The 14,344-nt window shown below is 29.5% G+C and carries 14 protein-coding genes, 1 other RNA gene and 1 pseudogene; 7 read left to right on the forward strand and 9 right to left on the reverse strand.

Going from position 1 to position 14,344, the window contains the following annotated elements; genetic code table 11:
- Nucleotides 1–152: 152 nt before the first annotated feature.
- Nucleotides 153–719: a hypothetical protein gene (locus Q0352_RS04590; RefSeq protein WP_299524327.1), complete on the forward strand. Its 567-nt coding sequence runs from the start codon at nt 153–155 to the stop codon at nt 717–719.
- On the opposite strand, the gene Q0352_RS04595 is transcribed toward Q0352_RS04590, so the two are convergent.
- Nucleotides 716–937 (reverse strand): DUF3820 family protein, encoded by a 222-nt coding sequence (locus Q0352_RS04595; RefSeq protein ID WP_299524330.1) that lies wholly within the window; start codon nt 935–937, stop codon nt 716–718. The two genes, Q0352_RS04590 and Q0352_RS04595, sit on opposite strands and share 4 nt — an antisense overlap.
- Nucleotides 924–2,126, reverse strand: coding sequence for an NAD(P)-dependent oxidoreductase (locus tag Q0352_RS04600; protein ID WP_299524333.1), 1,203 nt, complete (start codon nt 2,124–2,126; stop codon nt 924–926). The genes Q0352_RS04595 and Q0352_RS04600 overlap by 14 nt, the downstream gene beginning before the upstream one ends.
- A gap of 121 nt (nt 2,127–2,247) precedes the next feature.
- Between Q0352_RS04600 and ssrA the strand changes: the two genes are divergently transcribed.
- Nucleotides 2,248–2,641, forward strand: a transfer-messenger RNA (tmRNA) gene (ssrA, locus tag Q0352_RS04605).
- Between the two features lie 105 nt (nt 2,642–2,746).
- On the opposite strand, the gene Q0352_RS04610 is transcribed toward ssrA, so the two are convergent.
- Together Q0352_RS04610 and Q0352_RS04615 are read right to left on the reverse strand one after the other, a co-directional pair.
- On the reverse strand, nt 2,747–4,207 hold the full coding sequence (locus Q0352_RS04610; RefSeq protein WP_299524336.1) for a DUF3360 family protein: 1,461 nt from the start codon (nt 4,205–4,207) through the stop codon (nt 2,747–2,749).
- A 774-nt stretch (nt 4,208–4,981) separates the two neighbouring features.
- Nucleotides 4,982–5,293: an isoamylase early set domain-containing protein gene (locus Q0352_RS04615; protein ID WP_299524339.1), complete on the reverse strand. Its 312-nt coding sequence runs from the start codon at nt 5,291–5,293 to the stop codon at nt 4,982–4,984.
- A 215-nt stretch (nt 5,294–5,508) separates the two neighbouring features.
- Here Q0352_RS04615 and Q0352_RS04620 point away from each other — a divergent pair, with 215 nt between their 5' ends.
- Genes Q0352_RS04620 through Q0352_RS04630 form a run of 3 tightly spaced genes read left to right on the forward strand, consistent with a single transcriptional unit; the run spans nt 5,509 to nt 9,059 of the window.
- Nucleotides 5,509–5,994, forward strand: a complete 486-nt coding sequence (locus tag Q0352_RS04620; RefSeq protein ID WP_299524342.1) for a biotin/lipoyl-containing protein — start codon at nt 5,509–5,511, stop codon at nt 5,992–5,994.
- A 59-nt stretch (nt 5,995–6,053) separates the two neighbouring features.
- Entirely contained in the window at nt 6,054–7,496 is a 1,443-nt protein-coding gene (gene accC / locus Q0352_RS04625; protein WP_299524345.1) for an acetyl-CoA carboxylase biotin carboxylase subunit, read from the forward strand.
- Nucleotides 7,497–7,517: 21 nt separating this feature from the next.
- Entirely contained in the window at nt 7,518–9,059 is a 1,542-nt protein-coding gene (locus Q0352_RS04630) for an acyl-CoA carboxylase subunit beta (protein ID WP_299524349.1), read from the forward strand.
- 100 nt (nt 9,060–9,159) lie between these two features.
- Here Q0352_RS04630 and Q0352_RS04635 read toward each other — a convergent pair whose 3' ends face one another.
- The 4 genes from Q0352_RS04635 to tpiA form a co-directional block, all read right to left on the reverse strand.
- Nucleotides 9,160–10,044, reverse strand: coding sequence for a zinc-dependent peptidase (locus Q0352_RS04635; RefSeq protein ID WP_299524352.1), 885 nt, complete (start codon nt 10,042–10,044; stop codon nt 9,160–9,162).
- 247 nt (nt 10,045–10,291) lie between these two features.
- Nucleotides 10,292–10,567 (reverse strand): ATP-dependent Clp protease adaptor ClpS, encoded by a 276-nt coding sequence (locus Q0352_RS04640; protein WP_299524355.1) that lies wholly within the window; start codon nt 10,565–10,567, stop codon nt 10,292–10,294.
- Between the two features lie 16 nt (nt 10,568–10,583).
- The gene (prmA, locus tag Q0352_RS04645; RefSeq protein WP_299524358.1) at nt 10,584–11,414 is read right to left on the reverse strand and encodes a 50S ribosomal protein L11 methyltransferase; all 831 of its coding nucleotides are present in this window, start codon (nt 11,412–11,414) and stop codon (nt 10,584–10,586) included.
- A gap of 92 nt (nt 11,415–11,506) precedes the next feature.
- Nucleotides 11,507–12,265 carry a triose-phosphate isomerase gene (tpiA, locus tag Q0352_RS04650; protein WP_299524361.1) on the reverse strand — a complete coding sequence of 253 codons (759 nt, stop codon included), beginning with the start codon at nt 12,263–12,265 and terminating at the stop codon, nt 11,507–11,509.
- A 205-nt stretch (nt 12,266–12,470) separates the two neighbouring features.
- Between tpiA and pyrF the strand changes: the two genes are divergently transcribed.
- Nucleotides 12,471–13,292, forward strand: a complete 822-nt coding sequence (gene pyrF, locus Q0352_RS04655) for an orotidine-5'-phosphate decarboxylase (RefSeq protein WP_299524364.1) — start codon at nt 12,471–12,473, stop codon at nt 13,290–13,292.
- Nucleotides 13,279–14,085 (forward strand): ABC transporter substrate-binding protein, encoded by an 807-nt coding sequence (locus tag Q0352_RS04660; RefSeq protein WP_299524367.1) that lies wholly within the window; start codon nt 13,279–13,281, stop codon nt 14,083–14,085. Before pyrF ends, Q0352_RS04660 begins: the two co-directional genes overlap by 14 nt.
- Here Q0352_RS04660 and Q0352_RS04665 read toward each other — a convergent pair.
- Nucleotides 14,082–14,344 (reverse strand): annotated as a pseudogene (locus tag Q0352_RS04665) (MFS transporter); the annotation flags it as partial. The gene Q0352_RS04660 and the pseudogene Q0352_RS04665 overlap by 4 nt on opposite strands.

A 14,344-nucleotide genomic window follows, 5' to 3' on the forward strand; every position in this document is an offset into this window, starting at 1 on the left:
TTGGTTCGTTATTTTAGATTTTAAAACTATAAAATATTTAAACCCAATTTGTCTTTTACTTCAATTAGTTAATAACATTCTATTGTTGAAAAGTTGTTTTTTTCGTCTTCATTTTTTTTGTAAATTTCAGCTAGATTAATTAAATAAAAAAATTGAATACTAAAATTCACAATTTATCTTTACAAGGCATTTCCGGAATTTTGTTTGGAATAATTTCGATTTTATTTATTGCATTAATTAATGAATTAATAAATCAATACACGTCTTCAAGTGGAGTTACATCAGTATTACCAATTTCTATTTTTGAAATTTTAATTTTAGCAAGTGTAATTTTGTTTGTGTTAATTGCTTATTTTCTTATTGTTTTTACAAATAAACGAAGAAGAAAAAAGACTAATTTAAAAGGGTGGGAATCTAATGCTAAAAAAATTAGATTAATATTTTTTATTCAATTTATTATTCTGATTTCGGTTTCTTATGTGTGTATTGAATTAGGAATGTTAAAATTAATTATACCTTTAATACTTTTACTTTACGGTATATGCTGTATAATTTCAAATCATTACACAAATGGTTTTTCAAAAATATTAGGGTTCTTTTTTGCTTTACAAAGTATGTTGGCTATGTTTTTTCCTGAAGTACAGTTTTTACTGCTAAGTGTAGCTTTTGGTGGTTTTCATATAATTTACGCCATTCTAAGTAGGAAAAATTTAGTTTAAACTCTTAATTTTCGAACCATATCTTCCAACCCATTTAGCTGAATTTCATAGGCTAAGTGTAACATTTCACCAAATTTTCCAGCAGGAAACCCTTTATTCCTATACCAAACAATATAATGTTCAGGCAAATCAATTAAATATTTTCCTTTATACTTTCCATAAGGCATTCTGCTATTTGCCAACTTCATTAAAATTTCATGCTGACTATTCTTTTCCATCAACATAATTCTGTAAATACTTAAATCTTCTTTTTAATTTTCCTTTTCCTGTAACTCTTGCCCTTCTCAAAATATCATCTTCATCATTATTAAAAAGTGAAGGAATTACATGTTCTGCAAAACTGTTACTAAATCCTTCAGATGCATCTTTAGGTAATTCACAAGGTAAATTATCTACTGCCATAACAGCAATTGCATTTTCATTTTTATAATCAACTTCCTTACCTGTTTGAGGATCGAAACCATAAACAGGATTTTTAATTGTAGATGGTCTAACTGTTGAAGCTATTGGTCCAAAGTCACAACTAATATCTGCAATAACTTTAATATTAAACTCTTCAGATTTAATATCCTCAGCCGAAATAATTTTTGGAGCTCCATCACCGTAAAAATGCCCTGCAATATATAAATCTGCCACTTTGGCAAACCTCATAAAGTTACTTTCATAAGCGCCTGGATGTTCAAAGAAATCATATATACTTTTTACAAAGCCATCTTTTCTTTTATTATAATCCAATGAATCAATATTTACATACACTGGTTCATCATATGAAGTGTTCAAAAACTCAGTAATATTAACTTCTTTTAATTCCATTCCATCAAGTATTTCTTTGGCTCCTCTTCCCACTCTTCCAAAACCCGATAATACAATTTTAATATTTGGCAATTTCACTTTTTTCAATTCATCTATTAAATGTTGCTGACTGGTTAACTCTTCAGCTTTAGGTAAATTAAAACAATTAAACTTCAATCCATAAGCTCTAAAACCATTGTAAGCACCAACTATTCCCGCATATCTACCAAAAGCAACAAGTCTAACTCCTTTTTTATTGGTTATTACTTCGTGGTCATAAAGTTTAATATTATTTTCTAAAACAGCTCTTAATAAATTCCTATTATAAGGCTGCTTTTTAATAGTATGAGAAAAGAAAAAGTACTCCTTATTTGGAATAAGAAATTCAATAGGAACTTCTTTTACACCTAATAACACATCACAATCTGAAACATCACTAACTACTTCAATCCCCTCTTTTCTGTATTCATCATCCTTAAAAACTCGAATATTTGAACTTTCAACTTTAATTTGAAGTTGAGGATAATCTTTCAATATTTGCTTGCATTTCTTCGGGGTTAAAACAACTCTTTTATCAACTGGACTCTTTCGCTCTCTAATAATTCCTATCTTCATAAAATAACTGGTATAAATTTTGCTCTAATATATTAGGAATTAAAAGAACTCACAAATAAACTATGTGACATATTTTGTTTAAATTTGCTTTCTTTTAAAAGAAGAAGATCTTTGAAAATTTGGGGACGATTGGTTTTGACTGCAAGATCAATTAACATATAAGCATGTCGAGTAATGAAATAGCACTCGTAAATCTCAATTTCAACATTTTAAACGGCGAAGATAACTACGCTTTAGCTGCTTAATCCGAATTATAGTAGGATGAGCCTCGGCACACTAGGTGTGCAAGCTGAATGTCTCTTGAAAGCCTTGGTTAGCGGCGGTCAGAATAGAGGCATCGTAAAAGTTAACATAGATTTGCTAGTGTTTCGATAGCATTTTGAAACTAAAGAAACTAAGCTTAAGGTAAATTGTTTTCGGTTAGCTTTAAGACTAAAATTAAAAGAAAACTAAGCATGTAGAAAGTATTTTGGTTGCTTGTTTGGACCCGGGTTCGATTCCCGGCGTCTCCACTATTAAATTTTAATTCAAAAAGCCCGTGTAAATCTATGTTTACACGGGCTTTTTAATTATAATATTTGTTGTTAAATTCTTAGTTTATTTATATGAACTAAGCAAAATTATACAAAGGCTTTAATACCTGGTATTAAACCAATGGCAGCCATTGCTAAAGTTGTTAAAATAAACGTGACTACTGGCAAAACAGTTCTGTATTTAAGTTTTAAACTTTTAGCTCTTTCTACATCCCCTAACAATCCTGTATTATCAGCAACCATTGCCAAAGACCAGCCAAAAACAGGATTTACAAAAATAGCCGCCATAATACATAAAGTAGCGCTTTGAGCATTTCTTGAATTTTTTACCATTTGTAACCCTGCTTCAATTAAAGGTAAAAACACTCCTACAATAAGAGCTACTCGAAGAACAGGTGCCCATAAAGCAACATCCATTGGTAATCCAAGTATTGCGATTAATATCCAAGAAATACCTCCTAAAATTGCTCCTGCTGCGATAGGTCTTTTTGCAATACCCGCAGGAATCATATATGTACCTGCTGATGATGCAAGATTACCACCTCCTAAAATACTTCCAAATATTTGTCTTAAAGCCGAAATTACCATAGTATCATCAACATCCATCAACACTTTTTTAGATTTTGTAGGGTAATTTGCTTCTTGAAATACTCTATGTCCTAAAAAATCAGGTGGCCACATAGCAATAGCCAAAACTGCAAATGGAATAACTGCAATAAAGTGACTATATTCAGGTAAACCTAGCATCCAACCACTGTTTTCACCCCACCAATATGCTGGATTAAGATTTGGGATTCCCGGTTCTGTAACAAATTTAAAAGGCGCTCCTAGTATTAATGCAGTAATTATTGCCAAAAACGAACAAAGCGGTATAGCTAACCAACGTTTACCATATTTTTCTAATATTGTATATGAGATTATGGTAACTAAAATGATTGCTAAAAATGCGATAGGCATTTCAATTTGATCAGCCCAACCTTTAAGTGCCGTTAATTGTCCCATAATTCCCATTACACCAACTACAATTAAAAGACCTCCTCTAACTCCAGGTCCAGTCATTTCAAGCAATTTCGTACCTCCTTTTACTCCACCTAGAATCAATCCTAATAATCCTACCATTAAACCAAAGGCAAGTGGATGTCCTCCTGCTACTACAACTAAAGGTATTAATGGTATCATTGGACCGTGACAACCAGCTACGTTTGCCGTTGGTAACAAGAGCCCTGAGAATATAATTACAAAAATACCTCCAATGATCATTTCAAAACGAACGTTTTCAGTCACAAAGCTATCTTCTAATCCAAAACCTGAAGCAAAAGCAGCTACAATTGCTGCTGTCATAACAATCTTTCCAATTAAAACAGCCATTGCAACAACGGTGTCTTCTATTTCAAAATTAAAATCACGACCTGGAAGGTTAAGTTTCCATCTTTTTGGTGCCATGATTTGTAACTCATGTTTTAAATACTCGTCTCTAGATGCGAATTCTTTAGCAGGTCTATGTAAATCCTTGTATGATTTACCTTTATTTGTTTCATTTTTTGTCATGCTATAAAAATCTATTAATTGTTAATATAAATTATGATTAATTTAGTTTGCAAAATATGAGTGAAATTGTTTTTAAATATGCTAAAAAAGCAACAAAAAACCTCACACTTTCAAGTGTCAAAAATAGTTTTTAAGAAGTTTATAAAATATGACATAATTCACCTTTTTTTTAATATTAATTTACGAATGCAACTTTAGTTACTTTACAGAAAAATTAACATTAACACATGGATCGCAAATGTAAAGGGGCTAATCATTAAATACACTATTATCAATGAGATAACCCCCTGAATAAATGTGATTTTTCAAATTAAAAATTTAATTAGAATGATTTTTAGTTAAAAAAGATTATTGTAGTTAATATATATTAAATTGATGATTACAATAAATTCATACTAAATAAAGAATGAAGTTGCTGTAATTTCCTCCTTTACCATCATAGGAATCTGATTTTCATCTATAATTCCTTTTAAAGCACATCCGTTTAAATAATTTTGTAAATATTTTGAAGTAGTTTTTCAAAAATTTAATATTCTTAGGAACCAGCTCTGATAAGTGTCTTACACTATTTTAATTATAAGTAATCAGATGATTAATTTATATTACAAATTATGACTCTTGGAAAATTAATTAGGATTCTAAATAAACACAACATAAAACTAAAAATGAACAATCAAAAGCATCATTATATACTCTCAATTGTTCATTTTAAATCTTTTTCATAGCTAAATAATATATATTTAGACAATACTCTTTAGAAAAGAATAAAAATAATTATAGCACTAAAACCGAATTTTCTTCAGCATCAATACCGTTATTCACATACTTATCAGCTTTCTCATCATTTATCCACTTTTCACCATCTAATAAATACTTAAATTGGTATTCTTTTTCACTAGGTAAATCAATAATAACTTTGAAAGAACCATCTTTCAATTTTTTCATATTAACAGGTTCTGCAGTATTCCAATTATTAAACTCACCTAATAATTCAACTTTACTTGCACCAGCAGCAATTTCTTTGTTCATTAAAAAAGTAACTTTACAAACTGGTTTACTTTTTAAATATTGCTTTTTTAAACTCATAATATTAATTTTAAAATTATACTACAAATTTAATTTAGATTTTATTCAAATTATACAACTCTTTTTTCTTATTTATATTCTAAATTAACCTACAGTATCATATAATAGATTCCTCGGTTAAAATTATACATTAATATATGTTCATAAATTTCAAAAAATTAAATATCTTTATATAATAAAAAAGATTCCAATTAACGTCAATAATTTTAACTTATATGGATCAAAATTTTAAAGTAAAAGTAAATGACTCTTTTAATTATGATTTAAAAAGTTCTGATATTAGTAAATTAGATGTTTTAAAATTATCAAAGTCAAAATTCCACGTTATAAACGACTATAAATCTTTCGAAATTAAAATAGAAAAAACTGATTTTCTAAAAAAAGAATATACTATTCAAGTTAATTCTAATTACTATACCGTTAAAATAGCCAATAAATTAGACCTACTCATTAAAGAAATGGGGTTTTCAGTAGGGTCAACTAAAAAAGTAAATGATATTAAGGCTCCAATGCCAGGTCTTATTTTAACTATAAACGTGAAAGAAAAGCAAGAAGTAAAAGAAGGAGAAATATTATTAATTCTTGAAGCTATGAAAATGGAAAACACAATTGTATCTCCAAAAGATGGTATCATTAAATCCATACATATTAAAAGTGGAGGAACTGTTGAAAAAGGAGAACTTATGATTGAATTTGAATAAGACTACGCTACTACTCTAATCAATTTTAAAAATTTCTAAAAACTTTAAACTGCATTTAAATGAAAAAAATATTAATCGCTAACAGAGGTGAGATCGCAATTAGAGTTATGAAAACTGCTCAAAAAATGGGTATTAAAACAGTCGCTGTATATTCAGAAGCCGATAGAAATGCGCCTCACGTTAGATTTGCTGATGAAGCTGTTTGTATAGGTGAAGCACCATCAAACAAATCATACCTTTTAGGAGATAAAATTATTAAAGAAGCTAAAAAACTAAACGTAGATGGTATTCATCCTGGTTATGGTTTTCTAAGTGAAAATGCCAAATTTGCAGAGTTGTGCGAAAAAAATGACATTATATTTATTGGTCCAAAATCAAAATCTATTAGAATGATGGGCGATAAATTAGCAGCGAAAGAAGCTGTTAAAGATTATAACATTCCAATGGTTCCAGGTGTTGATAGAGCAGTGACAAACCCAAAAGAAGCCTCAGAAATAGCAAGAAGAATTGGATTTCCAATCTTAATAAAAGCTTCTGCAGGAGGTGGTGGTAAAGGAATGCGTATTGTAGAAAAAGAACAAGATGTTGAAGAACAAATGGCCAGAGCAATTAGCGAAGCTACTTCAGCATTTGGTGATGGTTCCGTTTTTGTTGAAAAATATATTACTTCACCTCGTCATATTGAAATTCAAATTTTGGCTGATAGTCACGGAAATGTATTACATTTCTTTGAAAGAGAATGTAGTGTACAACGCCGCCACCAAAAAGTTGTAGAAGAAGCTCCTTCATCTATTTTAACACCTGAATTAAGAGAAAATATGGGACAAGCAGCCATAAAAGTTGCAAAATCATGTGATTATTTAGGTGCAGGAACCGTTGAATTTTTAGTAGATTGTAACTTAAATTTCTATTTCCTAGAGATGAATACACGTTTGCAAGTTGAACATCCTGTAACGGAATTAATTTCTGGTGTCGATTTGGTTGAACTCCAAATTAAAATTGCACGAGGAGAAGCAATAATGCTAAAACAAGAAGATTTAAAAATTAATGGTCATGCATTAGAATTAAGAGTATATGCTGAAGACCCAATGAATAATTTTTTACCTAGTGTTGGAAATTTAAGTACCTATAAAATTCCAGTTGGAGATGGTATAAGAGTTGATGATGGTTTTGAAGAAGGAATGGATATTCCAATTTATTACGATCCTATGTTATCAAAATTAATTACTTATGGAAAAACTAGAGATGAAGCTATTCAATTAATGATAAAAGCAATTGATAACTATAAAATTGAAGGTGTTAAAACAACCTTACCATTTGGTAAATTTGTATGCCAACACGAAGCATTTACCTCCGGAAATTTTGATACTCATTTTGTAAAAAACTATTACACACCTGAAAAACTACAAGCTGGCTTAAACGAAGAAGCTGAAATAGCAGCTTTAGTAGCATTAAAATTATATTTCGAAGATCAAAAAATTGTAAGAATTCCTCTTAACTAACAAATTATAAAATTCAATAGTATGGATTCTAAAATTGAAAAATTAAATAAAAGAATTGCATTATCACTTTTAGGTGGCGGAGATGAACGAATTAAAAAACAGCATGCTAAGAAAAAATTAACCGCAAGAGAACGTATAGACTATTTATTAGATGAAAGTTCATTTGAAGAAATGGGCGCTTTAGTAACTCATAGAACCACCGATTTCGAAATGGAAAATGAAATCTATTTTGGCGATGGTGTTGTAACTGGTTACGGAACTATTGACAGAAGATTAGTTTATGTTTTCGCACAAGATTTTACTGTTTTTGGAGGCTCTTTATCAGAAACAAACGCCGAAAAAATTTGCAAAATAATGGATCAAGCTATAAAAGTTGGCGCGCCATTAATTGGTTTAAATGATTCTGGTGGAGCAAGAATTCAAGAAGGTGTTAGATCTCTTGGTGGGTATGCTGATATTTTTTACAGAAATGTACAAGCTTCAGGTGTAGTTCCTCAACTTTCAGCAATTATGGGTCCTTGTGCTGGTGGTGCTGTCTATTCTCCTGCAATGACCGATTTCACCTTTATGGTTGAAGATACTAGTTATATGTTTGTTACCGGACCAAATGTTGTAAAAACTGTTACCAATGAAGAGGTTACCGCTGAAGAATTAGGTGGTGCCAGTACACATTCAACAAAATCAGGTGTTACTCATATTACATCTGCAAATGATATTCAATGCTTAGAAGATGTTAAAACATTATTAAGTTATATTCCTCAAAACAATAAAGAAACTACTAAAAAACTACCTTATATTTTAGGTGATGAATTAAGATTAAATCTTGAAACTATCATCCCAGAAAACCCTACTAAGCCTTATGACATGCATGAGGTTATTAAAGGTATTATTGATGAAAATTCATTCTTTGAAATTCATAAAGATTTTGCTGGAAACATACTAGTAGGTTTTGCTCGTTTAGCTGGTAGAAGTATTGGAATAGTTGCTAACCAACCAATGAATTTAGCTGGCTGTTTAGATGTAAAAAGCTCTGTAAAAGGAGCTCGTTTTACACGTTTTTGTGATTCTTTTAATATTCCATTATTAGTATTGGTTGATGTACCAGGTTTTTTACCTGGAACAGATCAAGAATGGAATGCAATTATAACTAACGGTGCCAAATTATTGTATGCATTTAGCGAAGCTACAGTTCCACGTATTACAGTTATTACTCGTAAAGCCTACGGAGGCGCCTATGATGTCATGAATTCTAAACATATCGGAGCTGATATGAATTTTGCTTGGCCAACTGCTGAAATTGCTGTGATGGGTGCAAAAGGAGCTGCCGAAATAATTTTTAAAAATGAAATTAAATTGGCTGAAAACCCAGAAGAAAAGCTAATAGAAAAAGAAACTGAGTATGCTTTTAAATTTACAGACCCTTATGGTGCAGCTAGCCGTGGTTTTATTGATGAAGTAATTTACCCTAAATACACAAGAAGAAAATTAATAAAAGCATTTCAAATGTTGGAAGGAAAAGAACTAAATTTACCCAAAAAGAAGCATGGGAATATTCCTTTGTAATTTATCTATTCAAGAACAAAAGGCTAAAATTTATTTATAAAATTTAGCCTTTTTACAATTTCACTTTTAAAATCATCAATTCACTACTATTAATAAACCTTTAATCATTATTTAACCCACAGCATTTCTTGAATTTTATACCACTTTTACAAGGACAAGGGTCGTTTCTGCCAATTCTAATATTATTTTTTTTCATATTTTTAGACAACATATCTTGATTGAATATTTGCTCTAGTAAACCATATAAATCAGGATGTTTTCTGGCAAGTAATTTCGGGCGTTCAAAAAAATACTCACTAGCTACAGAAAAAAATTCTGCTTTATTAGTTCCTCCGTATGGGTTAATATCTGATTGCTTTTCATAAATCTCATCAATCTTTTTATTGATAAGATCTAACCAAGGAATTACATATTGCTTTTCTAATAAAAGTGTAGGAATACCATCAATATACCCATCACTTTTATCAATTAAATGAACAAATTCATGAATAGCTGTATTCTTTTTATCCAATTCATTTTCAAACCCATGTCTCAATGCTTGTTTTGATAGCACCATTATACCATCCATATAACCACTTCCTACCATTCCCATAATATTTCTAGCAGAACCTTCAGTTTCAAATTTTGTATTAAACATTGCAGGATATAATAAAACTTCTTGAATATTCATATATTTCCAATTATCAAACTCGAAAATTGGGATTACTGCACTGGATGCTACAAGCAACTTATCTGTTATATCAATACTAACTTCTATTCCCGTAATTCTACAATTCAAAAGAAATTCTTGAACTTTATATTCAAATCTTCTTTTCTCGTCTTCAACTAATGAGTTATAAAATACTATATTTTTTGTAAGAATTAATCTCCAATCCTCATTAAATACGGTTTTCGGTACAATCCATTCTAACTTTTTTTTATTATTTTCTCTAAACAAAAAAAAAGCAATTAAAACTACAGAAGCTACACTTAAAACAAAAACCATATACTAATTATAAAACTTAAGGCAAGATAAAAAATAAATAGACAAATGAATACACTTTATACCAAGTCCAACAATTAAACAAAAAACTCTCGAAAAATTTTCAAGAGTTTTTTGTAAGAATCTATTTTTTTAACGTCCAATTATTAAAGAGTTTATAATTATAATAAAAATATCCCTTTTATTAATAATGTTCTTTTGATTAGGTAACTCTTTTTGGAAAAGTCAATATTTTTAATATTGGCTTTTTTTATAGTATTTCTGCTGAAAGACCTTTAGATAATAACATGGTACAACGAGGTTTTAAATCGTTATACTCACCAGTTTTAACAGTGCATTTACCTTTGTAATGCACTAAAATAGCACATTGCTCAGCTTGCTCTAATGTATGTTCACAAATATCTATTAATGAATCAATTACATGGTCAAAAGTATTTACATCATCATTAAATAAAACAATCTCATTCAGATTGGTTTCTTTTTCCAATACATCAACTTCTTCTTGTATTTTTTTCTTTGTACTCATGCGGCTAAAATAGTAATTATTTTATATACTTCAAAGATACCCAGTTATTTCGCTCAATTACTTTATCTAAAATTAAACCAAATTTTGAAACTTCAGCATCAATTATTGGAATATCTTCTTGGTAAAATCCGCTAAATAAAATAACACCTTTATCATTCAAACAATTCATATATGATACCATATCATTTAATAAAATATTTCTGTTGATATTAGCTATTATAACATCATATTTTTTATTTATTAAAAGTGAAGCGTCACCTTCAAAAACTGAAATATGCTTGCAATTATTTCGTTCTACATTTTCTAAAGAATTTTCGTAACACCAAGTATCAATATCTATTGCATCAATTGGTTGCGCTCCTTTCATTTCAGCAAAAATGGCTAAAATTCCAGTTCCGCAGCCCATATCTAATGTTTTCTTATTGGTTAAATCTAACGTTAACAAATGTTGAACCATCATATGTGTAGTTTCATGATGACCTGTACCAAAACTCATTTTTGGTTCAATAACAATATCATATTTTAAATTTGGATTCTCGTGAAAAGGAGCTCTAATACTCACTAAATTATCAACTTCAATTTGGTTAAAGTTTTTTTCCCATTCACTATTCCAATTAATTTTCTCAATTACTTCTTCTTCAAAAGTAATTTCAAACTCATCAGAATTTAAAATTTGAATGTTATTTAAAATTTCAACATTCCAATCATTTTCTTGAATGTAGGCGCTTACTCCATCTTCATTTTCTACAAAACTTTCAAAACCTTCTTCACTTAATTGAGCAATTAAAATTTCAGTTGCTGGTTCTTTTGGTGATACTTTAAAAATATATCCAATATAATTTATCATACGTATAATTTATTACAAAATGCAAAAATACGGTTTCCTTTCAAAATGAAAGAAAACCGTATCTATATTTTAAACTATTTTTAAAAGTTTGCTTAAAACGAATTCACTAACGCTATAAAATCATCAGCATTTAAAGCTGCACCACCAATTAAACCACCATCTACATCTTCTTTAGAAAATATTTCTTTAGCGTTTGAAGGTTTTACACTTCCACCGTATAAAATAGAAACATTATCTGCTACTTCTTGATTGTATTTGTCTGCAACAATTTTACGAATAAATGCATGCATTTCCTGAGCTTGTTCTGGTGAAGCAGTTTCTCCAGTACCAATTGCCCAAACTGGTTCATAAGCTAAGATAATAGAATCCCAAGCTGATGCTTCTAAATGAAATAATCCATTTTTAATTTGACTTTCAACAACGCTAAAATGTTTTTCTGATTTTCTATCTTCTAAAACTTCTCCAAAGCAGAAAATAACTTCTAATTTATTTTCTAACGCTGCATTTACTTTTTCAGCTAAAATAGCATCTGTTTCACCAAAATATTCGCGTCTTTCAGAATGTCCTAAAACAACAATTTTTACACCTACAGATTTTAACATTTCTGCCGAAATTTCACCTGTGAAAGCTCCATTTTTTGCTTGATGCATATTTTGAGCCGCTACTTCAACCTTTGTTCCTTTTGCTTTATTAGCTACTTTTTGTAAACTTACAAATGTAGGAGCAACTATTACTCGGGTGTTTTGTAACGATTTCTTTTTTAATTTTTTTATTACTTTTTTTACCAAAGATTTAGAAGCATCTAAATCGTTATTCATTTTCCAGTTACCTGCAACTATTTGTTTTCTCATGGTATTCTAATTTACTTTTATCGTTAATTAATGCTACAAATTTACAATTTAAAGCTTATAAATAAACCTAATAACAGCATGATTGCGCAATCGATTTCGGTTAATTTTTAAACTAATTCAAAAAATATTAATGATATTATTTGATAAACAAATATAACTTAAAGTATTAAAATTACTATTTTTGCTTCATTCTTTAATTAAATCTATGAACAGACAAGAATTAATTACACAAATTCAATTAAAAAAATCATTTCTATGTATTGGCCTAGATGTAGATTTAACTAAAATTCCTTCACATTTATTAACTGAAAAAGATCCAATTTTCGAATTCAACAAGCAAATAATTGATGCAACACATCATTTAGCTGTTGCATACAAACCTAACACAGCTTTTTATGAAGCTTATGGTATTAAAGGTTGGAAATCTTTAGAGAAAACAATTAACTATATAAATGCTAATTATCCTGAAATTTTCACAATTGCTGATGCTAAAAGAGGCGATATTGGGAATACATCAACAATGTATGCAAAAGCTTTTTTTGAAGATTTAAATTTTGACTCGGTAACAGTTGCGCCATATATGGGAAGTGATTCTGTAGAACCTTTTTTAGCTTTTAAAAATAAAACAACCATTCTATTAGCTTTAACTTCAAATAAAGGTGGATTGGATTTTCAAGGATTAAAAACTGAAAATAACGAGTTATATAAAGAAGTTTTAAAAACTGCATTGACTTGGAAAAATTCAGAGAATTTAATGTTCGTAGTTGGCGCTACAAAAGCTGAATATTTTTCAGAAATTAGAAAAATAGTTCCAAATCATTTTTTATTGGTTCCAGGTGTTGGCGCTCAAGGTGGAAATTTACAAGAGGTTTGTAAATATGGATTGAATAAAGAATGTGGTTTGTTAATAAATTCTTCAAGAAGTATTATTTATGCTGGAAATGATGAAAATTTCGCAACAGAAGCACAAAAAGAAGCACTAAAATTACAACAAGAAATGGCCGTTATTTTAAATGAAAATAATTAAAGATCAACTAGGACGAGAAATCTCTCTAAAAAATACACCAAAAAGAATTATTTCTCTAGTACCATCACAAACTGAATTACTTTGTGATTTAGCTTTGGAAAATGAATTGGTTGGAATTACAAAATTTTGTGTTCATCCTTATCATTTAAAAGCAACAAAAACAATTGTTGGTGGCACAAAAAAGGTAGATTTTGAAAAAATTAAAGCATTAGAACCTGATTTTATTTTATGCAACAAGGAAGAAAACACCTACGATATGCTTCCTGAACTCGAAAAAATAGCGCCTACTTATTTTTCAGATGTTAACAATTTAAACGATTCAATAGATTTAATTTTACACTTAGGGTCTATATTTAATAGAAGAACCGAAAGTGATAATTTAGCGCACAAAATAGAGTTCAAATTAAACGACTTCAAAAATTTTATAAAAGATAAGCCAACCAGAAAAGTTGCTTATTTTATTTGGGCAAAACCTTGGATGGTTGCTGGTAATGACACTTATATAAATGAAATGCTCCAATTAAATAAATTTGAGAATATTTACGCAAATATGAGTCGATACCCAAAAGTTGAAATCAACAAAATTAGACATGAAGGAGATCCTGATGTTGTAATATTATCATCAGAACCTTTTCCATTTAAAGATGAACACGCCATGGAAATTGCTTCTTTTACAAACCGGTCTATTACAGTTTTTGGTGATGGAGAAATGTTCAGTTGGCCAGGTTCTAGAATACTTTTAGCTTTTGATTATTTTAAAGAGTTACACAAAAAATTAGAAAGTCATTTTTAATTTAAAGTTTCTTGTTGCTCGTTTAAAGTTCTTCTTAACCATAACATAAGTACAACTGAAAGCAATCCTAAACCGCCCATTAAAAACCAATTAGCTTCAAAACCAAATCTGGCAATAACTTCCATTCCTGTTTTTGCACTAAAAATATGTGCTGCTGAAAAGGCCATAGAATATAATGCTAAATAGCGTCCTTCTTTACCAGAAGGAGCTCTACTCATCGCAAAATTATTTGTAAACGGAAAAGCCAACAATTCACCAA

Origin of the sequence: uncultured Lutibacter sp. (genome assembly GCF_937891065.1) — a bacterium.
In the GTDB taxonomy this organism is placed as follows: Bacteria; Bacteroidota; Bacteroidia; order Flavobacteriales; family Flavobacteriaceae; genus Lutibacter.

What these genes read in the sequence shown, in the direction of transcription:
- Q0352_RS04620 (WP_299524342.1), top strand. Translation starts at nt 5,509, where the DNA reads ATGGATCAAAATTTTAAAGTAAAAGTAAATGACTCTTTTAATTATGAT.
- Q0352_RS04595 (WP_299524330.1), bottom strand. Translation starts at nt 937, where the DNA reads ATGGAAAAGAATAGTCAGCATGAAATTTTAATGAAGTTGGCAAATAGC.
- Q0352_RS04640 (WP_299524355.1), bottom strand. Translation starts at nt 10,567, where the DNA reads ATGAGTACAAAGAAAAAAATACAAGAAGAAGTTGATGTATTGGAAAAA.
- Q0352_RS04610 (WP_299524336.1), bottom strand. Translation starts at nt 4,207, where the DNA reads ATGACAAAAAATGAAACAAATAAAGGTAAATCATACAAGGATTTACAT.
- Q0352_RS04635 (WP_299524352.1), bottom strand. Translation starts at nt 10,044, where the DNA reads ATGGTTTTTGTTTTAAGTGTAGCTTCTGTAGTTTTAATTGCTTTTTTT.
- pyrF (WP_299524364.1), top strand. Translation starts at nt 12,471, where the DNA reads ATGAACAGACAAGAATTAATTACACAAATTCAATTAAAAAAATCATTT.
- Q0352_RS04600 (WP_299524333.1), bottom strand. Translation starts at nt 2,126, where the DNA reads ATGAAGATAGGAATTATTAGAGAGCGAAAGAGTCCAGTTGATAAAAGA.
- Q0352_RS04660 (WP_299524367.1), top strand. Translation starts at nt 13,279, where the DNA reads ATGAAAATAATTAAAGATCAACTAGGACGAGAAATCTCTCTAAAAAAT.
- Q0352_RS04615 (WP_299524339.1), bottom strand. Translation starts at nt 5,293, where the DNA reads ATGAGTTTAAAAAAGCAATATTTAAAAAGTAAACCAGTTTGTAAAGTT.
- tpiA (WP_299524361.1), bottom strand. Translation starts at nt 12,265, where the DNA reads ATGAGAAAACAAATAGTTGCAGGTAACTGGAAAATGAATAACGATTTA.
- prmA (WP_299524358.1), bottom strand. Translation starts at nt 11,414, where the DNA reads ATGATAAATTATATTGGATATATTTTTAAAGTATCACCAAAAGAACCA.
- Q0352_RS04630 (WP_299524349.1), top strand. Translation starts at nt 7,518, where the DNA reads ATGGATTCTAAAATTGAAAAATTAAATAAAAGAATTGCATTATCACTT.
- accC (WP_299524345.1), top strand. Translation starts at nt 6,054, where the DNA reads ATGAAAAAAATATTAATCGCTAACAGAGGTGAGATCGCAATTAGAGTT.